Genomic DNA, 21,600 nt, shown 5'->3' with positions numbered 1-21,600 from the left:
AACCGTGACGGTGCGCGACCCCTGCGGCGCCGGCCCGGTCGGGACCGGCGCCGCAGGGGTGCGGTCAGCGGATGACGCCGGTCAGGTCCAGCGCCCGATGCCGATCGCGTCGGCGCCGGTGAGCAGCTTCTCCCGGAGCTCCACCCGACGGATCTTCCAGGTGCCGGTGCGCGGGAACTCGTCCCACCGGATCTGGATGGGATCGGCCATCGGGGCGAGGTCGGCGACCGCCCGTGCCCAGTCGCCCTTGTCCAGGGGCACGTCGTCGGTCGTGCTCACCACCGGCACCGGCAGGCCACCGGCGACCGGGAGGACGACGACCTCGGTGGTGTACTCGATCCGGTCGAGGATCAGGTCCTCGAACTCGATCGCGCTGCCGTTGGGGATCCGGTCGATCTCCCGGTCCACGATCCGGACGGCGCCCCACTTGTTGATGATGCCGAGGTCGCCGGTGTTCCACCACCGGCCGTTGCACTTCAGGTCGTGCCGGTCCTGCTCACCGACGTAGGCGAGGCACCGTCCGGGCTGGTCGATCTCGATCATGCCGATCTGCCCGCGCGGGACCTCCCGGCCGGTCTCCGGGTCCACCGCCCGCATCTTCGCGTGGAACGGGATGGGCCAGCCGATCAGCTGGGTCGGCGGCGGCCGGTGCCCCCGGCGCCGCACCACGAACCGGAAGAACGGCCGGATGCACAGCGCGCCGTTCTCGGTCTGGCTCCACGACTGCACCCAGATCGGGAACCGCCGCTTGGTGGCGGCCAGGAAGGTCCGGATGGTGCGGGTGTGGATGGCGTCGAAGGAGTTGACGTACTCGCGGACGTTGCTGAACAGGCCGGCGGGGTCGCGGGCGAGCGGCTCCCACGCGAGGTAGATGTTCGGCAGCGCCTCGACGAGGGTCGGCTTGTGCTCCGCCATCAGCTCCCGGATCCGGGGCGAGAGCGGGTCGGACATGTAGAGGACGCGCGGACCGACCGCGGCCATCGCCAACTGCATCGTGGTGAGCCGCTCGTGGGTGTACGGGTCGCAGAACAGCACGGTGTCGCTGCGCCGCAGCCCGAACCGGGGCCAGCGCTCGGTTTCCACGATCGCCATCGCGTAGATCGACTCGGCGGAGTGCATGACCAGCTTCGGTACCCCGGTGGTGCCGGAGGTGTGGGTGATGACCACCGGCTCCGTGAACTCGCGCATGTTCGGCTGGACCGGCGGCGCGTTCTTGAAGTCGTCCAGGCGCAGGACGTCCGGCCGGTCCTCGACCTCGTCGACGCTGATCGTCCGGACGGTGAGGTCCGCGACGACCTGCGGCGTGATGCCGCACTTGTCGATGTGCTTCCGGTCGGTCAGCAGGATCGGCCGCTCCAGCCGCTCCAGCATGGGGATCATCGCCTCCGGACCGTACGACCCGGAGAACATGCAGGGGATCGCGCCGATCCGCGCGATGGCACACCCCAGGATGACGATGTCCAGGTGGTTCGCCTTGAGCACGGCCACCCGGTCCCAGGGGCGGACGCCGGCCTGGTGCAGCCAGGCGGCGGCCCGGTCGACCAGCTCCGCCCACTGCGTGTAGGTGCGGACCTCGGGGCCCTCCGGGTCGATGTCCGCCGGGCGGTCGACGATGACCAGTTCGTCCGGCGCGGTCTGCGCCGCGACGTGCCAGGTCTCGCCCATCTTCGAGTGCTTCGGTACGCGCGAGAACGGACTGAGCCGGCGGCGCCACCGGGTAGGGGTGAACTCGGTCAGGAACCGCGGGATGGGTCGCTGCGGCTCGACGTCGCTGGGGGCCGTCGGGTCGGCGGATGGAGCCACGAGCGGGTCCTCCGTTCTCGGGGGCGGGGGAGGCCGGCCGAGGATCGACCATCGTCGGCCTGAGGATGATCGTTCACCATATCGACATCGTCCTGGGTAGACCATGTCTGGACGGATGACGATCTGCTCTCGATACGGCCGACCTCCGGACCGGCCGACCCCTGTGGGGCATTCGCGTCCCTCCGCCGGGTCCGGCCGCCGGTGCGCCGGAGGGGCTTCCCCGGTCGGCGTTTCTTTGCCAGGATTCTGCTGTCGGTAAAAGTTTCCTACATCGTTCCACCTGGGAGGACAACCATGCGTATCCGCAGTCTCGCCAGCGCGGCCGTGCTCGCCGGGGGTCTGATCGCCGGAGCAACCCCGGTCACGGCCGCCACCGTGGCACCCGAGCGGAGCACGGCGTGCTCGTTGACGGTCACCAACCTCTACTACTCCATCGGGATGCAGACCGCCTTCGCCAAGCTCACCGGGGGCTGTAGCGGCTCGATCGACATCACCCTCGAGCGGGCGGTGACGCCCACCGGCCCGTACCAGGAGGAGCCGGACGCGCTCTACTACCTGCAGCAGGCCGCCGACGGTACGGCCGCCACCGCCTACTTCACGGACCCTGCCGAGCGCGGGCAGTGCCGCGCGAAGGCCAGCTTCGACACGCTCGTCTCGTACTCCCCGGCGTCGGTCAGCTGCTGACCGAATCCCCTCGGCGTGACGGTGCCGGCACGGTGACGCGGTTCCGCTCGACGAGGGACGGTGACGGTACGGGGCGTCATGCCGACACTCACGACAGTGAACCCGACCGTCCGAACTAGGATCGGACCGGTCGGGTTCACCGGGAGGGGTGTCGATGGATCGGGCGCTGCGGGTGGGTACACCGGTTCTCCTGCTCCTCCTGCTCGGCGCTGTCGGGTGGTACGCCTCGTACGTCACCACCCTCCTCGTCTGGGAGCTGCGCAAACTCCTGCCCTGGCTGCTGGCGGCAGCCCTGGTGGGCCTCCTCGCCGGGGTGCCGGCCCTGGTGCGGCTGCTCACCCGTCGGCGCGGCGGGGGCCGGGGCGCGATCGGCCGCAGCGTCGCCCTGGGCTGGCTGGGTGCCGCCGTCGGGCTGGCCCTCGGCGGGCTCTGGCTGGTCTACGGCGAATACCTCCAGGACCGGGCGTACGTGACCACCATGCGGGTGGTGACCGATCCGGTGCCGGAGCTGACCGCACGCCCGCCGTACGTGGTCGGCGAGGCGCAGGCCGCACCCAACCTGGGCGACGTGACCGGCGAGATCAGCGACGTCAGCTACCTGCCCGACTCCGACCGGTTCGCCATCCTGGTCGAGCGGCGCGGCTGGTTGACCGGTTACGAGGTCGGCCTGGTGCAGGAGGTGCCGCTCGGCGGCACCAGCCGGGCGCAGCAGCGGTGCCGGTTCGACGAGTCGGCGTCCGCGCGGATCGGCGGCTGGTTCACCCACAACCTGGGTCGGAAGATCGCCGCCGAGCGGCGCGGGGCGCGGTTCTCCGAGGAGGACGCCTACGTCTACTGCCAGGGCGACACTCCCGTCGTGGTGGTGCCGCTGAAGCGGCAGACCGGCATCCTGGTGGTGACGGAACGGCCGGCCGGCGTGGCGCTGTACGACGGCGCGACCGGGAAGGTCACCGTCACCGACGTCACCGCCGAGGTGCCCGGACCGTCCTATCCGATCAGTCTCGCCGCCCGGCAGCGGGAGGGCACCGCCGCGGTCGGCGGCTTCGCCGACTGGTGGTTCGAGCGTAGCGGCTGGGACGCCTCCGAGGACGGCGCCAACGAGGGCAACGAGTCGGAGTTCACCCTGCGCCACCGCGACGGCAGTGGCCGCAGTGTGTACGTCACCCCGCTCACCCCACAGGGCGAGGCCAGTTCGGTGGTGGCGGTGTCGGTGGTGCCGACCCGGCACTCCCGCGACGGTCTCGCCCCGCTGACCGTGCACCGGCTCAGCCCCACCTGGTCGTCGCCGCAGGCCATCGCCGCCCTGATCAAGGCGGAGTACCGGGACGTCTGCTGCTGGAACGACGACCAGGTGTTCGAGGTGGTGCCGACTGGCGGCACCACGTGGACCGCCACGCTCGGCAGCGAGCAGAGCATCCGCTACCGGGTGGAGGGCCGGGGCCAGATCAACGGCCGCGAGGCGACCTGCCTGAAGAACGCCGACGGCACCCTGGTCCGCTGCGCGTACGCCGCCCCCGGCTCGCCGGAGGAGCAGGAACTGCAACGCCGGGAGCAGCAGAAACAGCAGGAGCAGCCGGCGAACGGTGACACCGGTCCGGTCGACCTGACCCGGTACACCGACGAGCAGTTGGCCGATCTCAACCGGCGACTGTCCGAAGAGGTCAACCGCCGCCTCAAGGAGCGATAGCCTACCCGGGGGCGGGCGCCGTGACCGACCCCTTTCGGACGGTCGGGTCGGCACGGACGCGGTTTTGTGCTCGCCGGTACGGCGCTGGCAGGATGGCCGCCGTGTCGGATGGGCAGTACAACTACGCGGGACCACCGGACGCGCCGGACCGGTACGAGCTGATCGAGCGGCGCGCCGCCGGTGGCGAGGGCGAGGTCTGGCGGGCTCGTGAGCACCACGGGGACGTGGTGTTCTCGTACGCGGTGAAGATCCTCCGGGTGCCGGCGGAGGACCAGACCGATCGCGGCCTGGAGGGCCTCCGGCTCCAGGCGGCGCTGGCGACCCAGCTCGAACACCCGGCGCTGGTGAAGGTCAAGGAGGTCTTCGTCGGCCCGCCGCCGCACCCGGCCGGGACGGCCAGCACGGACAGCGCGCCGCGACTGTATTTCGTCATGAAGTGGATCGAGGGCCGCAGCCTCCAGGAGATGCTGGAGAGCGGTACGGTGCGCGGGCTGGACGTCCTCGGGCCGCTCGAACCGATCGCCGAGGCCGTCGACTACCTGCACAGCGGCCAGGACACCGACGGCATACCGGTTCTGCACCGGGACATCAAGCCGGCCAACATTCTCGTCTCCGGCAGCGGACGGGCCTACCTCGTCGACTTCGGGCTGGTCCGGCTGCGCAGCACCAGCGGTACCGCCCGGGTGTACGGCACGGCACCGTTCATGGCACCGGAGTCCCTGGCGCGGGGCGAGTACACCCCGGCCACGGACCGCTACGCCCTCGGCGCGACCGTCTTCTACGCGCTGACCGCCGAGGTGCCGGTCCCCGGCGACACCGACGGCATGACCCGGCAACTCACCGCCTCGCTCGGCGCGGGGCAGGACCGGACGGTCCGCGGGATCCTGTCGATGGTCGCGGTGACCGCCGAGCGGCGGCCGGCGGCTGCGGCGTCCTGGGTCAGGGCCCTGCGTACCGCACCGCCGGAGACCTCGGTCGGCGGTGCCTCACCGGCGTCTCCGCCGCCGACCTCCGGACCGCCGCAGCACCCGCTGCCGCCCACGTCCGGACCGCCCACCTCCGCGCCCTCCGGCTACCCGCTGCCGCCCGGTTCTCCGCTGCCGCCCACCTCCGGGCCGCCGAACCGGTCGCTGCCGCCCACCTCCGGGCCACCCGGTTCCCCGCCGTCGGGCAGCCCGGCGGTGTCGAACTACCCGCTGCCACCCGGACCCCGGCCGGTGGGGGCGCCCGGCCCGTCGGCGTACCCCCTGCCGCCCGGCGCGGGACCGGCGGGCTTCCCCGGGGCGCCCGCCCGGAAGAAGTCCAAGCTCCCGTTGGTGATCGGAATCGTGGCGGCGGTCCTCGTCGCCGCCTGCTGCGTACCGTCGGTGTGGAACCTCGCGCAGGGCAACCTGCCCGGCGGTCTCGATCCGAGTCCAACCCCGAGCGTCGACCGTGCCTCCCCGCCACCGGCGGTGACCGCGTTGGAGCCCGTGCTGCTGTCGGTGGCCGACGTCGCGTCCGCGATGAGGACCGAGCGCGACTCGGTCAAGTCGAGTACGACCGCCGAACCGCTGCACAACGGCCTGACCAAGCTCACGCTCTGTGCGGACGGCACCGTGCGCGGCGACGCGATCGGCGCGCACAGCAGCAACGGCTACTGGGTGAGCAGCGGTCAGTACCCGTACCTCGGCTCGGCGGTCGCCGGCTTCTACGGCAACGCGGCCGACCCGTTCCTCGACGCCGTCCGCACGTCGGCCGAGCGGTGCGGTTGGCAGCCGTTCACGGTACCGAAGCTGGGCCAGGAGTCGTTCGGGATCACGGCCGGCGACGGATCCAGCGGGGTCTACGCGATGATCTTCGTTCGTTCGGGCCAGGTGCTCCTCCAGGTCGCGATCCAGAACGACTACACCAGTGGCAGCTACCAGAGCGACCTGATCAAGATGGCGACGTCGATGGCCAAGCGGCTGCCGAAACCCAGGGCGGGCCGGTGACCGCCCCGGGGTCGGTGCCGGCGTGAGCGCCGACCTGCTGGTCGGCATACCCGGCGAGGGTGGGGAACGCCGGGTCACGGCGGCCGGCGGGCCACTGCGGATCGGCCGTGACCCGCTCTGCCCGGTCGTCCTGGACGACTCGCGGGCCTCCCGCGAGCGCCTGGAACTCACCCACCGGGGCGGACGATGGCACCTGCGTGACCTCGCCAGCCGCAACGGCACGTTCGTCGACGGCCGTCAGGTGCACGAGGTGGAGATCACGGCCGCCTGCGCGGTGCGGATCGGCGACGCCGTCGACGGTCCGGTGCTCACCTTCCGGCCGGAAGGAGCCCCCGCCGTCGCGCCGACGGGGACCGGTCCGGCGCAGCCGGGCCCGCCGACCGAGGTGGGGCCGGGCGGCGGCGGACCGGGGGTCGAGCCGCCCTGCGGCGCGCGGTTCGCGTTGGGCCGGACCCCCTCGGCCAGCTATCCGGTCGGGGAGCGGATCCGCGTCGGACGGGCGCCGGACAACGACATCGTCCTCGACGATCTGCTGGTCTCCCGCTACCACGCCGACCTCGTCCGGGACGGCAGCGGGTTCCGCGTCGTCGACCTGGGTACGCGCAACGGCACGTACGTCGACGGGCGGCAGGTCGAGCAGGCGGTGCTCTCCGCCGGCGACCTCCTCTCGTTCGGGCATCACCAGATGGTGTTCGACGGCATCGCCCTGCACGACTACGTCGACACCGGCCGGGTGTCGCTGCGCGCCGAGGGGCTGCGGGTCACCGTCGGCGCGCGGAACCTGCTCGCGGACGTCTCGTTCGCGCTGGACGAGTGCAGTCTGCTGGCGGTGGTCGGGCCGAGCGGTGCCGGCAAGTCGACGCTGCTGGGGGCGCTGACCGGCAACCGCCCGGCGCAGGCGGGCACGGTCCGTTACCAGGACCGCGACCTCTACGCCGAGTACGCCGACCTGCGGCACCGCATCGGCCTGGTGCCGCAGGACGACATCCTGCACCGCCAGCTGACCGTACGCCGGGCGATGCGCTACGCGGCCGGGCTGCGCTTCGGTGCCGACGTGACGCCTGCGGAGCGGGACCGGCGCATCGACGAGGTGCTCGACCAACTCGCCCTCACCGCGCACGCCGACCAGCGGATCGACACGCTCTCCGGCGGACAGCGCAAGCGCACCTCGGTGGCCCTGGAGTTGCTCACCGAGCCGTCGCTGCTCTTCCTCGACGAGCCGACCTCCGGGCTCGACCCGGCGCTGGACCGTGACGTGATGCACGGCCTGCGCGAGCTGGCCGACCGGGGCCGGACCGTCGTGGTGGTGACGCACAGCCCGCTGCACCTGAACGTGTGCGACCGGGTGCTCGTCCTTGCCCGGGGCGGCAAGGTCGCCTACTTCGGCCCGCCGGACGAGCTGCTCGACTTCTTCGGGGCGGCCGAGTACGCCGACGTGTTCACCGCGGTCGCCGCCGAGCCGGACGTCTGGGCCGCCCGGTTCGCGGCCACCCGCGCGGCGGCCGGGGCCGCCCCGTCGGCCGAGCGGGCGGTGGCCGCCGCGCCGCCGCCGCGCCAGGGCTGGTGGCGGCAGATGGCGATCCTGAGCCGCCGTACGGTCGCCGTCACCCTCGCCGACCGGTTGTACGCGGCCCTCTCCCTGGGCCTGCCGGTGGGTCTCGCCGCCCTGCTGCACGTGGTCCCCGGAGCCGACGGTCTCGGGGTCCCCGCCCAACCGCCCGGACGCAGCACCGAGGCCGCCGAGCTGCTGGTCATCCTGATCACCGGGGCGATCTTCATCGGGCTGGCCGGCGGGATCCGGGAGTTCGTCGGGGAGGGGGCCATCTACCGCCGGGAACGGGCGGTGGGCCTGGCGCCCGGGGCCTACCTCAGCGCGAAGCTCGCCGTGTTCGCGGTGCTGAACGCGTTCCAGGCGGCCCTGTTCGTCCTGCTCGGCCTGGTCGGCCGGCCGGCGCCGTCCGAGGCGGTCGTCCTGGGCGGGCCGCTGGTCGAGCTGATCGTGGTGATCTGGCTGACCACGCTGGCCGCCACCGCGCTGGGGCTGCTGGTGAGCGTGTACGTGTCGACCAGTGAGCAGACGATGCCGGTGCTGGTCGGGCTGGTGATGGCGCAGCTCGTGCTCTGCGGCGGGCTGTTCGCCGTGGTCGGGCGCACCGGCATCGAACAGCTCTCCTGGCTGGCCCCGGCCCGCTGGGGTTACGCCGCCGCCGCGTCCACGGTGGACCTACGCGCGATTATGCTGAAGCCCGCGCCGGACGCGCTCTGGGCGCACACCACCGGTGCCTGGGGCTGGGCGATGGCCGTCCTGGCCGGCCAGACCGTACTGCTGACCGTGGCGGTGCGGTGGGCGCTGCGCCGCCACGAACCCGCACTGGAGAGCCGGAGGAAGCGCACGTGAACCGCAAAGACTCGGCCGCCGCCTTCGAAGCCGTGCTGCGCGACGGCTGGAGCAGTGCCTGCCAGCTGTACGAACACCTGGCGCGGGGTGGTCAACTGGTCGCCCTGCCCCCCACCGGGATGCGGCTGGGCCAGGACGAGATGATCTTCAGCGACACGCCGCTGGGTTACGCACGCTTCTACGGCACCACGGTGCAGTACCGGGAGAGCAGCCACTTCTGGTTCGGCTCGACGGGCTTCGTGCTGGCCGGCATGGCCGGTGACGCGATCAGCAACGCCAGTGCCCGTAGCCGGGCGCAGGCGATGGCGGCGGCGCAGTGGCGGGACCAGGCCCAGGTGCGGATGATCCTGACCAACGAGCGGTTGCTCGGGGACTACCAGGGCAACCTGCTGAGCTTCTGGCACAACGGGGTCGTCGAACTCACCGCCGACCTGACCCAGTGGTCGTTCATCCTCCGCTACCAGGAGGGCAACCCGCTGATGCTGCACGGGCCGGCGGCACCGTGGTACGCGGTGGCGGTCGCCTGGCTGATCTTCGGCCCGCAGGCCATGCAGCTTCCGGCGCTGGCCCCGATCAGCGCGGCCGTCGCGCAGCGCTCCCGTGCGATCACCGGCGAGGTCGTGACCGGGCAGCCCTGAGACGGCTCAGGCCGCCCTGGTGGGCGCAGCCGGGCGGGGTGCCGCCGTCGGGTCGGGAACCGGCGCCCGGCCCCGGGCCAGGCCGGAGCGGAGGTCGACGGCGGTGTACGGGGAGTCGAAGGTGTCCCCGCCGCTGCCCTCGAGGGCAGCGGCGATGCTCACCAGCAGGTAGAAGGGGGCGAAGGACCACCAGAAGGCCCGCCAGCCTCCCCGCCAGGCACCGGACCGCTTCCCGTTGGCGATCCTGACCGAGCGCATGCCGGCGACGGCGTCCCCGAGGCTGCCGACCGAGCCCCAGACCATGCCGTACGCGACGACGACCACGAACCAGACGGCGGCCATGACGGCGACGTACACGCCGGTGCTGGCGGACATGGCCGTGCCGAGGCGACCGAGCGCGAAATCCTGGTTGGCCGTGTGGACCGTGCCCATCAGGACCCCGGCCACCACCATCACCACGAGCGCGTCCAGGGTCCGGCCCCAGAAGTGCGGCCAACCGGCTTTGCGGACGTAGTGGGCCCCGGTGTCCGGGTGCCGGCGTACCGGCCGGCCGTTGTCCGTGTCGACCAGGCCGGTCGTGGTCGGTGGTGTGGAGCGGCTCATGGTGCCCTTCTCGGTCGGCTCGACTGGCGACGTGGACCTGGACGGTACATCGTCGGTGCTCGACCGGGGCAGGACCTCGGTGCCCATGCGGCGTGGAGCACGGCGGGGCTCCGGGGCGGTCACGCTCCGTCGAGCCGGAGAGTCGATCAGCGAGATCCGCCGGCCGGCGCGGGGCGGCCGGCGCGGAACGTGTGGCGGTAGGCCGTCGGCGGCACGCCGATCGCGGTGGTCAGGTGTTGGCGCAACGAGGCGGCCGTTCCGAATCCCGCCTCGCCGGCGACGCGGTCGACCGGAAGGTCGGTCGACTCCAGCAGTCGACGGGCGTGTTCGACGCGTTGCTGGGTCAACCACTGGCCGGGGGTCAGGCCGACCTCGTCCCGGAAGCGCCGGGAGAACGTCCGCACACTCATCCGCGCGTGATCGGCCAGCTCGGCCAGGGAGAGCGGCCGATGGAGCTGGCCGAGCGCCCAGTCGCGGGTGGTGGACGTGGTGGCCGCCGAGGGCTCGGGTACCGGACGTTCGATGAACTGCGCCTGACCCCCCTCGCGCCAGGCCGGTATGACGCACCGGCGCGCGACCCGGTTGGCGACCTCGCTGCCGTGGTCGCGGCGTACGAGGTGCATGCACAGGTCGACTCCGGCGGCCACCCCCGCGGCCGTGAGCACGTCCCCGTCGTCGACGAACAGCACGTCCGGATCGACCTTGACCTGCGGGAACATCCGTTGGAAACGGTCGGCCTCGTTCCAGTGCGTCGTCGCCGCGCGGCCGTCGAGCAGACCCAGTGCGGCGAGGACGTACGACGCGGTGCAGATCGACACGATCCGGACGCCCGGTCGGAGACCGGTGAACGCCTCGGTCAGCCCGTCGGGAAGCCAGGTCTGGTCCTCGGTCGGGCCGCAGACGAACGGCGGGATCACCAGGGTGTCCGCCGCGCCCAGGGCCTCGGCCCCGTGTTCCACCGCCAGGGCGAAGTCCGCGCTCGTCCGGACCGGGTCACCGTCGAGGCTGCACGTGATCACCTCGTAGAGCGGGTCACCGTCGGCGCCCGTCGCGGTGCCGAAGATCCGGACCGGGATGCTCAGTTCGAACGGGTAGACACCCTCGACAGCCAGGACGACGACGCGATGCATGGCCAGATCCTTTCACATGTTGGCGATCTGGCCACTCGTCGGGCGGGCCCGCCTCCCGCAGTGTTGGTCGTGCGTCAGTCACCGACCGTATGGAGTCAGAGGAATGATCATGCGTGCTGTCAGCCAGGACTCGCTCGGGGGACCCGAGGTGTTACGGGTGGTCGAGGTGGACCGCCCGGAACCCGGGATCTCGGAGGTCCTCGTCCGGGTCCACGCCGCCGGTGTCAACCCCACCGACCTGTGGCATCGGGCCACCGGGGGACTACTGGGCGAGACACCGGTCAGGCTGGGATGGGACGTGTCCGGCGTCGTCGAGGCGGTCGGGCTCGGCGTGACGATGTTCCAACCGGGCGACGAGGTGTTCGGCATGCCGCGGCTACCGCAACCGGCGGGCACGTACGCGGAGTACGTGACCTCTCCGGCGCGGCACCTGGCCCGCAAGCCGGCGGCGCTCTCCCACGTGGAGGCCGCCGCGCTCCCGTTGGCGGCGCTCACCGCGTACCAGTCGTTGGTCGACACCGCCCAGGTGCGCCCCGGTCAGCGGGTACTGGTCCATGCCGCGGCGGGCGGCGTCGGGCACCTCGCCGTCCAGATCGCCAAGGCGTCCGGCGCCTACGTCGTCGGCACCGCCCGCTCGGCCAAGCACGCCTTCGTGCGCGGCGTCGGCGCCGACGAGGTCGTCGACTACACCCGGGTCGACTTCGCCTCGGCGGTGAGCGACATCGACATCGTGATCGACACCATCGGGGGTGACTACGGGCCGCGCTCACTGCGGACCCTGCGCACCGGCGGCATCGTGGTGTCGCTCGCCTCACCGGCCGAAACCCACCTCGCGGTGGAGGCGCGCGCCCTTGGCGTACGGGCCGGTTTCACGATCGTCGAACCCGACCACGCGGGGATGAAGGCGATCGCGGCGCTCGTCGAAGCCGGGCAGCTGCGCCCCGAGGTCGCCGTGGTCCTCCCGCTCGACCAGGTGGCCAGGGCCCACGAGATCGGCCAGACCGGCCGTACGACTGGCAAGATCGTCCTCACCGTCGTCGACTGACCGGGACCGGCTCCCGTTCCTCGGGGCGGACGGGGCAGCGGGCCGGCCGTGGGCACATCGCCCCGGACCGGCCCCTCCTTCCGCCGGCGGCGACACCGGGGGCGACAGGCCCCGGCCGGGACGCCTCCGGCGAGGAGCGCACGGGCCCGCCCGGCCGGTGACCGGTGGCTCTCCTGCCGGCTCAGGCGTCCCGGTGGTGCATCACCCGCCAGCCCGCCAGGACGGCGGCGACCGCCCAGGCGGCCAGGACGAGCAGGCCGACCAGCGCCGGGTACGGATCGGCCTCCCCGAGCAGGAAGTGGTTGCCGGCGACCCCCGGCAGGCTGTCGGCGATCCGGTCGAGGAGGGTCAGGTCGGGCACCTGGAGGAGCGGCGGGAGCACCACGACGAGCAGGAGGACGACCACCAACGTGACCACCGGCCCCCGCAGGGCCGCGCCGAGCCCGGTGGCGAAGACGGCGAGCAGCATGAGGTACGCGCCGATGCCCAGGGCGTCCGCGCCGATCGCGACGGCACCGGTGTCGCCGAGGTCGCCGAGCACCGCCGCGGCGACCAGGGCGCCGAGCAGTCCCACGGCCGTGCCGGCGACGAGGGTGACCGTGCCGACGACCGCGCACTTGGCCAGCAGCAGCCGTCCCCGGGACGGAATCCACGCCAGCGTGGCGCGGATCGTGCCGGTGGAGTACTCGCTCGTCACGACCAGCATCGCCAGGGCGACGAAGGCGAGCTGCGTGACGCCGACGGCCAGCACCGCGACGGTGCCGACCGGCACCCTGCCGTCGGAGAGCAGGGCGGGGGCGAGGTCGCCGTTGCCGGCGTAGATCGCGTACTGGCCGGCGCCGGCCGCCATGAGCATCGCGGCCGCGCCCAGCGCCCACCAGACCGTGCGGGTGGTCCAGAGCTTGGTCCACTCCGCACCGATCGCGGCTCGCATGACGGTCATCGTCCCTCCCGGGCGGCCGGGGCCGCCGTGAACTCGGTGCTGTCGGTGGTGAGCCGGTGGTAGGCGTCCTCCAGGGAGACGGTGCCGACGCTCAGCTCGTGCAGGCGGATCCCCATCGCGAAGGCCAGGTCGCCGACGTCCGCCGGGTCGACGCCGGCGAGGGTCAACCGGTCCGCACCGGCGTCGAGGACGGTCACCGACCGCCCGGCCAGGCGGTGCCGGAGCGCGGCCAGCTGCGCCGGATCCGGGCAGCGCACGGTCACCCGGCCGGTCGTATCCCGCGGTGCCCCCCGGGCGATGACCTCGTGCAGGGAGGCGTCCGCGACGAGGCGACCACGCCCGATGACCACCAGGTGGTCGGCGGTCAGCTGCATCTCGCTCATCAGGTGACTCGACACGAAGACCGTGCGGCCCTCGGCGGCGAGGTCCCGCATGAGCCCCCGGATCCACCGCACCCCATCGGGGTCGAGCCCGTTGACCGGCTCGTCGAAGATCAGGATCCCGGGATCGCCGAGCAGCGCCCCGGCGATCCCCAACCGCTGCCCCATCCCCAGCGAGTACGTGCCCGCGCGCCGGCCGGCGACCTCGGTGAGTCCCACCGCCGCCAGCACCTCGTCGACCCGCCGCCGGGCGATGGCGTTGCTCCGCGCCATCGCCAGCAGGTGGTGACGACCGGTCCGCCCCGGGTGGACCGCCTTGGCGTCCAACAGTGCCCCGACCTCGCGCAATGGCCGGCGCAACGACGCGTACGGCTTCCCGGCCACCAGCGCCCGCCCCGACGAGGGCCGGTCCAACCCCAGGATCATCCGCATCGTGGTGGACTTGCCGGCACCGTTCGGGCCGAGGAAGCCGGTGACCCGGCCCGACCCGATGGTCAGGTCCAGCCCGTCGACGGCGGTCGTGCCCCCGAACCGTTTGGTCAGTCTCTCCAGCGTTATCACGCCTGCCCCCAGTGATCGGTCATCTCCGGAAGCACGCTAGGAGCGGATGCGGCCCGGCACCCGACCCGATCGACAGCGCCGGGACCTGACGAAGGTCAGACCCGCGGGCGGGCTCACCGTCGACGGAGGCCCGCCTGCGGATCAGGTGTGGCGGCGGACCGGCGACAAGCGTCCTCCGGCCCGCCACCCGGCGTCCCGGCCCCCACCGGGCGTACGGGTCACTTGACCGCGCCGGCGGTGAGGCCGGCGACGAAGTAGCGCTGCAACGCCAGGAAGCCGGCCACGACCGGCACGCTGACCACCAGCGAGGCCGCCATGACCTGATTCCAGTAGACGTTGAACTGGGTGGAGTAGCCCTGGAGGCCGACGGCCAGGGTGCGGCTGGACTCGTCGGTCATCACCGAGGCGAAGAGCACCTCGCCCCAGGCGGTCATGAACGCGTAGACGGCGACCGCGACCACACCGGGCACCGCCGCCGGCAGCACCACCTGGAACAGGGTGCGCAGCGGCCCGGCCCCGTCGACCTGCGCGGCCTCGTCCAGGCCGCGCGGGATGGAGTCGAAGTAGCCGACCAGCATCCAGATCGAGAACGGCAGCGAGAAGGTGAGGTACGTGATGATCAGGCCGGTCCGGCTGGCGTACAACTGGACGCCGGTGGCGTTGCCCAGGTTGACGTAGATCAGGAAGAGCGGCAGGAGGAACAGGATGCCGGGGAACATCTGGGTGGACAGCACGGTGACCGAGAACAGCCCCCGCCCGCGGAACCGGTAGCGGCTCACCGCGAACGCCGCGAAGATCGCCACGGTGACCGAGAAGACCGCCGCCACCGAGGAGACGATCAGGCTGTTGACCAGGTAGCGACCCAGCGGCACGGTCGACCACATGTCCACGAACGCCTGCGCGGTCGGCCGGCGCGGCCACCAGGTGAACGCGTTCTGCACGTCCTGCAACGGCTTGAGCGCCGAGCTGACCATCACGTAGAGCGGGACGAGCACGAAGACCGCGAGCAGGGTCAGCACGACCCGGCGGGACCAGCGCTCGGCGGTGGTCTCACGCATCGTTCCTCCGGCGGTTGGTGAGCAGCAGGTATCCGGCGGTGACCAGGAGCAGGAACAGCAGCAGCGCCACCGACATCGCCGAACCGGAGCCGAAGTCCCAGGTCTTGAAGGAGCTGCGGTAGATGTGGATGGAGATCAGGTCGGCCTGCTCGGGCGCGGAGCCGCCGAAGAGCACGTACGGGGTGTTGAAGTCGTTGAAGGTCCACAGGAAGAGCACCAGCAGCAGGACCAGATTGACCGGGCGCAGCATGGGCAGGGTCACCGAGCGCAGCCGCCGCCAGAAGCCCGCGCCGTCCATGGCGGCGGCCTCGTACAGGTCGCCGGGGATGTTCTGCAGGCCCGCCATCACGCACAGGAAGGCGAACGGCCAGGTCCGCCAGATCGACACCACGAGCAGCGCGCCGAAACTGTTCTCCCCGATCAGCCAGAACGGCCGGTCGTCGAGCAGGTGCAGCTGGTCGACGAGGACGTGGTTGACCAGGCCGGTGTCCCGCTGGAACAGGAAGCTCCAGGTGATCACCGCGGTGTAGACGGGCAGGGCGTACGGGGTGAGGAAGAGCGCGCGCAGCAGGCCCCGGCCCCGGAACGGGCGGTGCAGCAGGACGGCGGCGGTGGTGCCGAGCACCCAGGAGATCCCGACCGAGACGACCGTGAAGACGACGGTCACCCGGAACGAGCGCAGCAGCTCGGCGCCGACGGCGGAGTCGACGTCGAGCACCAGCCGGTAGTTGTCCCAGCCGACGAAGGGCGCGGTGGACCAGTCGCGGATGTGGAACTGGGTCAGCTCCCGCATGCTCATCCCGGCGCCGATCAGCATCGGCACCACGTGGATCGCCAGTTCCAGCACGACGGCCGGGGCGAGCAGCAGGTACGGCAGGAGCGGCCGGCGCGGTCGCCGGGGTCGGACGGTTCGCCGATCCGACGGGGTGACGTCTCGGGCGGTGCTGGTTGCCATCGGGGTCCTCTCGCTCCGGTGGCCGTCGACGGGGGCGCGGCCCCGCCGACGGCCACCGGTCCGGCCGGTCAGCGCATCTGCTGCTGGGCCTTGCCGAGCTTCTGCCGGACGCTCTCCTCGGTGACCGGCCGGCCGCGGGCCGCGTCGGCGAAGAGTTCCTTGATGGCGGTGCCGACCAGCGTCTCGAACGTGCTCTCGTCGGGTACCTGCGGCAGCGGGGCAGCGGTGGTGGCGAGGGTCTCCCGCAGCACCTTCTGCTCGGGGGCGGCGAACGCCGGGTCGTCGGCGACCGAGGTCACCGGCGACAGCGAGCCGTACGTGCGGTTCAGCGTCACCTGCTCGGCGTCGCTGGTCATGAACTTGACGAACTCCAGCGCCGCGTCCCGGTTCTTGGTGTGCTTGAACACCGCCATGTTGATCCCGGCGACCATGCTGTTGACCTTCTTGCCGCCGGCCGGTGGGACGGCGGGGAACGGCACCGGCGCCACGCCGTACGCGTCCGCGGCCATGTTCTGCGCCGTCAGGTTCGCGCCGGCGGCCTGCCAGAGCAGCATCGCCGCCCGACCGTTGGCGAAGTCGGAGACCGACTGGTTCTGCGCGTACTCCGCGTTGCTCGGGTTGACGATCCGGTCGACGGCCATCAGGTCGACGTAGCGCTTCACCGCGGCGACGTTCTGCGGCGTGTCGAAGGTCGGCTTGCCGGCGGAGTCGAACCACTCACCGCCGTACTGCTGGCTGAAGGTGAAGGCGTGGTGCGCGTTCTCCGACGGGTTGGCCCCCTCGACGGCGAGGCCCCACCGGCCGCCCCCGGTCAGCCGTCGGCCGACCTGGGCCACCTCCTCCCAGGTGGTCGGCGGGGCGGTGATGCCGGCGTCGGCGAACGCCTTCTTGTGGTAGTACAGCGCGTAGGCGAGGCTGTAGAGCGGTACCGCGGCGGGGGGCTTGCCGGCCGCGCCGGCGGCGGCCAGCGCGGCCGGGACGAACCGGTCCCGCCCGCCGATCCGGTCCAGGGTGGCGTCGTCGAACTCGACCATCGCGCCGGTCGCCTGCAACGACGCCGACCAGGTGTTGCCGATGTTCACCACGTCCGGGCCCTGCCCGGACGTGGCGGCGGTGAGCAGCCGGTTGAGCAGGTCCGACCAGGGCACCACCTCGACGGTGACCTTGATGCCGGTCTGCTGCTCGAACCGGTCCAGCTCGGGCTGGAGGATCTTCTTGTCGGCCTCCAGGCTGGCGCCCTGGTTGCTGGCCCAGTAGGTCAGGGTCTTGCCCGACCCGCCGGACGGATCGTCCGAACCGCCGCAGGCGGTCAGCGAGGCGGCCGCGAGGACGGCGGCGGCGAGTGTCGCGAGGTGGCGTCTCGACACGATCGGCCCTTCCGGTTCGAGGGGTGGGGTGCCGGCCCCGGTGGCGCGGAGGGGTCGGGCGGCGCTGGTACGACCGGGCCCGGTGGCGGTGCGGTGTGCGGGGTGCGGGCGGGCGCAGTCCGGCGGTGCGCGTGGTGCCGGGATCGGGTGGTGCGGTGGAGCGCCCGGCGGGTCGACGCGCCGCCCGGTCGGACGGTAGTTGCATCACTACTTAATGAATGTGGCCATTAAAGTATCTCGATGCGTGGATCGTCAAGTACGGGGACGTGCCGTCGCCCCGGGCGGCCCGGGAATCGAGGTGGCGTGTGGAGCTGGCGCGAGCGACGAATCGGAGCGTCCGGCTGCGGAACCGGTCGGCGCTGTTGTCCAGGCTCTTCCTCGACGGTCCGTTGACCCGCCAGCACCTGATGCGCGGCACCGGTCTCAGCCAGCCCTCGGTCAGCAACGTGGTGGCCGACCTCATCGACGAGGGCCTCGTCGTCGAGGCCGGCGCGGCCGAGCCCGACGGTGGCCGGCCCGGCATGATGCTCCGGGTCGCCGCCCGCTACGCCGTGGTCGTCGGCGTCGACGTGGGGGAGACCCGGATCCGGGTCGAGCTGTTCGACTTCGCGATGACCCGGCTGGCGAGTGTGGAGTACCCGCTGGACCCGGCCCGCACCGAGCCGTCGACGGTCGCCGGGCACGTGCTGGCCGGCATCGACACGGTCACCGCCCGCGCCCGGGTCTGTCCGGCCGACGTGCTCGGGGTCGGTATCGGGGTTTCCGGCGTGGTGGAGCAGGGCGCGGAGGCCGTGGTGCACGCCCAGGCCCTCGGCTGGGGTCGGGTGCCGTTGGAGCGGCTCATCCGGGCGGGCACCGACCTGCCGCTGCACATCGACAACGGGGCGAACACCCTCGGCCAGGCCGAGATGTGGTTCGGCGCCGGCCGGGGCGCCCGGCACGCGGTGTTCGCGCTGGTCGGCAGTGGGGTGGGAGCGGCCGTGGTGACCGACGGGATCGCCTACCGGGGGGCGTCCAGCAGCGCGGGGGAGTGGGGGCACACCACGCTGGTCTACGGCGGCCGGTCCTGCCGCTGCGGGGCGCGGGGGTGCCTGGAGGCGTACGTGGGCGCCGGGGCGGTCATCGACCGGTACCGGGAGTCCCGGGGCGGTCGGGCGGTGTCCGGCGCGGACGAGGAGTCCCGGCTCGCCGCACTGGTGCGGGCGGCTGCCGCGTCGCCCACCGCCCGGCGGGTGCTCGACGAGACGGCCGACTATCTCGGCGCGGGGGTGGCCAACCTGATCAACCTGTTCAACCCGGAGCGGGTGGTGCTGGGCGGCTGGGCGGCCATGGCCCTCGGCGACCTGCTGCCCGCCGTGCGCGCGGCCGCCGGACGGCAGGCGTTGCGCCAGCCGTACGAGCAGGCGTCGATCGAGCTGTGCCGCCTCGGCGTGGACGCGGTGGCGCTCGGCGCGGCCACCCTGCCGATCGCCCGGCTGCTCGCCGCCGGTGGCGTGCGCCCCGACCGTCGTCGCCGGGAGTCGACCCAGATATTGATGTAGATCGATTTCTTGACTCCGGTGGCACACCGCCGTGACACTCACCAACGAGAGCGCTCTCCGGCGACCGTGCCAGCTCGGCGGCACCACCCCGGCACCCGCCGCCGACTCCGCACCCCGTCGCGCCCGGCATCCGCAGCCCTCTACCGACAGGCGAAGTGATGACAACTCGCGCCCATCCCGTACGCCCGAGAACCGCCCGGCGGCCCCGGCCGCGCCTCCTCCTCGGCCTGGTCGTCGCGCTCGTCGCGGCCCTGACCCCGACCGCCCTGACCCCGCCGGTGCAGGCCGCGCCGGTGCTGCTCTCCCAGGGGCGACCGGCCACCGCCTCGTCCACCGAGAACGCCGGCACCCCCGCCGGAGCGGCCGTCGACGGCGACACCGGCACCCGCTGGTCGAGTGCCGCCGGCGATCCGCAGTGGCTCCAGGTCGACCTGGGCAGCCGGGCCACCCTCAGTCAGGTCACCCTGGTCTGGGAGGCCGCCCACGCGCGGGCGTTCCAGATCCAGACCTCCGACGACGGCAGCACCTGGACCACCGTGTGGAGCACCGCCGCCGGTACCGGTGGCACCCAGACGTTGACGGTCTCCGGCAGTGGCCGGTACGTGCGGATGTACGGCACCGTCCGGGCCACCGGCTACGGCTACTCCCTGTGGGAGTTCCGGATCTACGGCGAGACCGGTACCGCACCCACCTGTGGTGCCACCAACGCCGCACAGGGCCGTCCGGCGACCGCCTCCTCGGTGGAGAACGCGGGCCTGCCCGCCTCGGCCGCCGTCGACGGCGATCCCGGCACCCGCTGGGCCAGCGCCGCCGCCGACCCGCAGTGGCTCCGCGTCGACCTGGGCAGCACCCGGACGATCTGCCGGGTGGTGCTCACCTGGGAGGCCGCCCACGCGCGGGCGTTCCAGATCCAGACCTCCGACGACGGCAGCACCTGGACCACCGTGTGGAGCACCACCGCCGGTACCGGTGGCACCCAGACGTTGACGGTCTCCGGCAGTGGCCGGTACGTGCGGATGTACGGCACCGTCCGGGCCACCGGCTACGGCTACTCCCTGTGGGAGTTCCAGGTCAACACCACCGGGGGTGGCACAGTGGACCCGGTGGAACCCACCGATCCGCGTAACCCGAACCTCGGCCCGAACACCTTCGTCTTCGACCCGTCCACGCCGACCGCCACCATCCAGAGCCGGTTGAACAGCCTCTTCACCCAGCAGGAGACCAACCAGTTCGGCCCGCAGCGGTACGCCGTGCTCTTCAAGCCCGGCACCTACACCGCCGACGTCAACCTCGGTTTCTTCACCCAGGTCGCCGGCCTCGGGCTGAGCCCCGACGACGTCAACCTCAACGGCCACGTCCGGGTCGAGGCGGACTGGTTCGGCGGCAACGCGACGCAGAACTTCTGGCGCGCCGCGGAGAACCTGTCGGTGACCCTGCCCGCCGGGGTGCTCGTCGAACGCTGGGCGGTTTCGCAGGCCGCGCCGTACCGCCGGATGCACCTGCGTGGCGCGCAGAACCAGATCCAGCTCTGGAACGGCGGCGACGGCTGGTCCAGCGGCGGCCTGATGGCCGACACCCGCATCGACGGCCTGGTCGTCTCCGGCTCCCAGCAGCAGTGGTACTCGCGCAACAGCGAGTTCGGCAACGGCTGGACCGGCTCGGTGTGGAACATGGTCTTCCAGGGCGTGACCGGGGCACCCCCGCCGCACTTCCCCAATCCCTCGCACACCGTCATCCCGCAGACCCCGAAGGTCCGCGAGAAGCCGTTCCTCTACGTCGACGGCACCGGCGAGTACCGGGTGTTCGTCCCGGCGCTGCGGACCAACTCCACCGGCACCAGCTGGTACGGGAAGACCCCGGCCGGCTCGTCGATCTCGCTGGCCCAGTTCTACGTGGTCCGGCCGGGCACCAGCGCGGCCACCATCAACGCCGCCCTCGCCCAGGGCCGGCACCTGCTCTTCACCCCCGGCGTGCACCACGTCACCGAACCGATCCGGGTCGACCGCGCCGACACGGTGATCCTCGGCCTCGGCCTGGCCACCATCCAGGCCGACAACGGCACCGTCGCCATGCGGGTCGCCGACGTCGACGGGGTGAAGGTGGCCGGCATCATGTTCGAGGCCGGTTCGACCACCTCGCCGGTGCTGATGGAGGTCGGTCCGCCCGGCTCGTCGGCCGACCACGCGGCCAACCCCGTCTCGCTGCACGACGTCTTCTTCCGCATCGGCGGGCCGGGTGTCGGCCGGGCCACCAACACCCTGACCATCAACAGCGACGACGTCATCGGCGACCACATGTGGCTGTGGCGCGCCGACCACGGCGACGGGGTCGGGTGGACGGTGAACACCGCCGACACCGGCCTGATCGTCAACGGCGACGACGTGACCATGTACGGCCTCTTCGTCGAGCACTACCAGAAGTACCAGACCATCTGGAACGGCAACGGCGGGCGGACGTACTTCTACCAGAACGAGATGCCCTACGACCCGCCGAACCAGGCCGCCTGGACGAACGGGTCGACCCGGGGCTACGCCGCGTACAAGGTGGCCGACCAGGTCACCAGCCACCAGGCGTGGGGGATGGGCAGTTACTGCTACTTCAACGTCAACCCGTCGGTCGTCGCCGACCGGGCCATCGAGGCGCCGACCAACCCGAACGTCCGGTTCACCAACATGGTGACCGTCTCCCTCGGCGGGGTCGGCACCATCAACCGGGTGGTCAACAACACCGGCGGCACCGCCAACACCGCCAACCAGCAGGTCTACCTGACCAACCACCCGTAGTCACCCCGGCGGTGGTCCGGTCGGGCGCGATCCGACCGGACCACCGGCCGT

16 protein-coding genes are annotated in these 21,600 nt (G+C 72.3%); 8 read left to right on the top strand and 8 right to left on the bottom strand.

Translation table 11 applies throughout. The features are described 5' to 3' along the window. Positions 1-81 precede the first annotated feature (81 nt). Complete coding sequence (locus tag AB0F58_RS01185; RefSeq protein WP_357136164.1) at positions 82-1,803, bottom strand: class I adenylate-forming enzyme family protein; 1,722 nt, start codon at positions 1,801-1,803, stop codon at positions 82-84. Positions 1,804-2,097: 294 nt separating this feature from the next. On the opposite strand from AB0F58_RS01185, the gene AB0F58_RS01180 reads away from it, so the two are divergent. The 5 genes from AB0F58_RS01180 to AB0F58_RS01160 all read left to right on the top strand — a co-directional run bounded on the left by AB0F58_RS01180 (position 2,098) and on the right by AB0F58_RS01160 (position 9,183). Beyond that, positions 2,098-2,487, top strand: coding sequence for a hypothetical protein (locus AB0F58_RS01180; protein ID WP_357136161.1), 390 nt, complete (start codon positions 2,098-2,100; stop codon positions 2,485-2,487). Between the two features lie 154 nt (positions 2,488-2,641). Continuing rightward, on the top strand, positions 2,642-4,174 hold the full coding sequence (locus AB0F58_RS01175; RefSeq protein WP_357136159.1) for a hypothetical protein: 1,533 nt from the start codon (positions 2,642-2,644) through the stop codon (positions 4,172-4,174). A gap of 101 nt (positions 4,175-4,275) precedes the next feature. Beyond that, positions 4,276-6,147 carry a protein kinase gene (locus AB0F58_RS01170; protein WP_357136156.1) on the top strand — a complete coding sequence of 624 codons (1,872 nt, stop codon included), beginning with the start codon at positions 4,276-4,278 and terminating at the stop codon, positions 6,145-6,147. Positions 6,148-6,169: 22 nt separating this feature from the next. Further along, positions 6,170-8,545 carry an FHA domain-containing protein gene (locus tag AB0F58_RS01165; RefSeq protein WP_357136153.1) on the top strand — a complete coding sequence of 792 codons (2,376 nt, stop codon included), beginning with the start codon at positions 6,170-6,172 and terminating at the stop codon, positions 8,543-8,545. After that, positions 8,542-9,183, top strand: a complete 642-nt coding sequence (locus tag AB0F58_RS01160) for a hypothetical protein (RefSeq protein WP_357136150.1) — start codon at positions 8,542-8,544, stop codon at positions 9,181-9,183. The genes AB0F58_RS01165 and AB0F58_RS01160 overlap by 4 nt, the downstream gene beginning before the upstream one ends. A gap of 6 nt (positions 9,184-9,189) precedes the next feature. Here AB0F58_RS01160 and AB0F58_RS01155 read toward each other — a convergent pair whose 3' ends face one another. Both AB0F58_RS01155 and AB0F58_RS01150 read right to left on the bottom strand, forming a co-directional pair. After that, positions 9,190-9,786, bottom strand: coding sequence for a hypothetical protein (locus AB0F58_RS01155; RefSeq protein ID WP_357136148.1), 597 nt, complete (start codon positions 9,784-9,786; stop codon positions 9,190-9,192). Positions 9,787-9,932: 146 nt separating this feature from the next. Beyond that, complete coding sequence (locus AB0F58_RS01150) at positions 9,933-10,916, bottom strand: helix-turn-helix domain-containing protein (RefSeq protein WP_357136146.1); 984 nt, start codon at positions 10,914-10,916, stop codon at positions 9,933-9,935. 109 nt (positions 10,917-11,025) lie between these two features. On the opposite strand from AB0F58_RS01150, the gene AB0F58_RS01145 reads away from it, so the two are divergent. Then, positions 11,026-11,961 (top strand): NADP-dependent oxidoreductase, encoded by a 936-nt coding sequence (locus AB0F58_RS01145; RefSeq protein ID WP_357136143.1) that lies wholly within the window; start codon positions 11,026-11,028, stop codon positions 11,959-11,961. A gap of 181 nt (positions 11,962-12,142) precedes the next feature. Here AB0F58_RS01145 and AB0F58_RS01140 read toward each other — a convergent pair whose 3' ends face one another. The 5 genes from AB0F58_RS01140 to AB0F58_RS01120 all read right to left on the bottom strand — a co-directional run bounded on the left by AB0F58_RS01140 (position 12,143) and on the right by AB0F58_RS01120 (position 17,225). After that, a complete protein-coding gene (locus AB0F58_RS01140; RefSeq protein WP_357136141.1) occupies positions 12,143-12,904 on the bottom strand; it encodes an ABC transporter permease in 762 nt (253 codons plus the stop codon). Then, positions 12,901-13,845: an ATP-binding cassette domain-containing protein gene (locus tag AB0F58_RS01135; RefSeq protein ID WP_357136137.1), complete on the bottom strand. Its 945-nt coding sequence runs from the start codon at positions 13,843-13,845 to the stop codon at positions 12,901-12,903. The genes AB0F58_RS01140 and AB0F58_RS01135 overlap by 4 nt, the downstream gene beginning before the upstream one ends. 218 nt (positions 13,846-14,063) lie before the next feature. Continuing rightward, on the bottom strand, positions 14,064-14,903 hold the full coding sequence (locus tag AB0F58_RS01130; protein ID WP_357136134.1) for a carbohydrate ABC transporter permease: 840 nt from the start codon (positions 14,901-14,903) through the stop codon (positions 14,064-14,066). Next, positions 14,896-15,858: a sugar ABC transporter permease gene (locus AB0F58_RS01125; RefSeq protein WP_357136132.1), complete on the bottom strand. Its 963-nt coding sequence runs from the start codon at positions 15,856-15,858 to the stop codon at positions 14,896-14,898. Before AB0F58_RS01125 ends, AB0F58_RS01130 begins: the two co-directional genes overlap by 8 nt. A 68-nt stretch (positions 15,859-15,926) precedes the next feature. Then, entirely contained in the window at positions 15,927-17,225 is a 1,299-nt protein-coding gene (locus AB0F58_RS01120; RefSeq protein WP_357136129.1) for a sugar ABC transporter substrate-binding protein, read from the bottom strand. A gap of 305 nt (positions 17,226-17,530) precedes the next feature. On the opposite strand from AB0F58_RS01120, the gene AB0F58_RS01115 reads away from it, so the two are divergent. Further along, the gene (locus AB0F58_RS01115) at positions 17,531-18,766 is read left to right on the top strand and encodes an ROK family transcriptional regulator (protein ID WP_357136127.1); all 1,236 of its coding nucleotides are present in this window, start codon (positions 17,531-17,533) and stop codon (positions 18,764-18,766) included. Between the two features lie 158 nt (positions 18,767-18,924). Beyond that, a complete protein-coding gene (locus AB0F58_RS01110; RefSeq protein WP_357136124.1) occupies positions 18,925-21,549 on the top strand; it encodes a discoidin domain-containing protein in 2,625 nt (874 codons plus the stop codon). The last annotated feature ends 51 nt before the right edge of the window (positions 21,550-21,600 follow it).

This window comes from Micromonospora sp. NPDC023956 (assembly GCF_040639195.1).
Classification (GTDB): Bacteria; Actinomycetota; Actinomycetes; order Mycobacteriales; family Micromonosporaceae; genus Micromonospora.
This window is presented reverse-complemented; position numbering and strand designations above follow the sequence as displayed.

What these genes read in the sequence shown, in the direction of transcription:
- AB0F58_RS01180 (WP_357136161.1), top strand. Translation starts at nt 2,098, where the DNA reads ATGCGTATCCGCAGTCTCGCCAGCGCGGCCGTGCTCGCCGGGGGTCTG.
- AB0F58_RS01110 (WP_357136124.1), top strand. Translation starts at nt 18,925, where the DNA reads ATGACAACTCGCGCCCATCCCGTACGCCCGAGAACCGCCCGGCGGCCC.
- AB0F58_RS01150 (WP_357136146.1), bottom strand. Translation starts at nt 10,916, where the DNA reads ATGCATCGCGTCGTCGTCCTGGCTGTCGAGGGTGTCTACCCGTTCGAA.
- AB0F58_RS01175 (WP_357136159.1), top strand. Translation starts at nt 2,642, where the DNA reads ATGGATCGGGCGCTGCGGGTGGGTACACCGGTTCTCCTGCTCCTCCTG.
- AB0F58_RS01130 (WP_357136134.1), bottom strand. Translation starts at nt 14,903, where the DNA reads ATGCGTGAGACCACCGCCGAGCGCTGGTCCCGCCGGGTCGTGCTGACC.
- AB0F58_RS01145 (WP_357136143.1), top strand. Translation starts at nt 11,026, where the DNA reads ATGCGTGCTGTCAGCCAGGACTCGCTCGGGGGACCCGAGGTGTTACGG.
- AB0F58_RS01125 (WP_357136132.1), bottom strand. Translation starts at nt 15,858, where the DNA reads ATGGCAACCAGCACCGCCCGAGACGTCACCCCGTCGGATCGGCGAACC.
- AB0F58_RS01155 (WP_357136148.1), bottom strand. Translation starts at nt 9,786, where the DNA reads ATGAGCCGCTCCACACCACCGACCACGACCGGCCTGGTCGACACGGAC.
- AB0F58_RS01140 (WP_357136141.1), bottom strand. Translation starts at nt 12,904, where the DNA reads ATGACCGTCATGCGAGCCGCGATCGGTGCGGAGTGGACCAAGCTCTGG.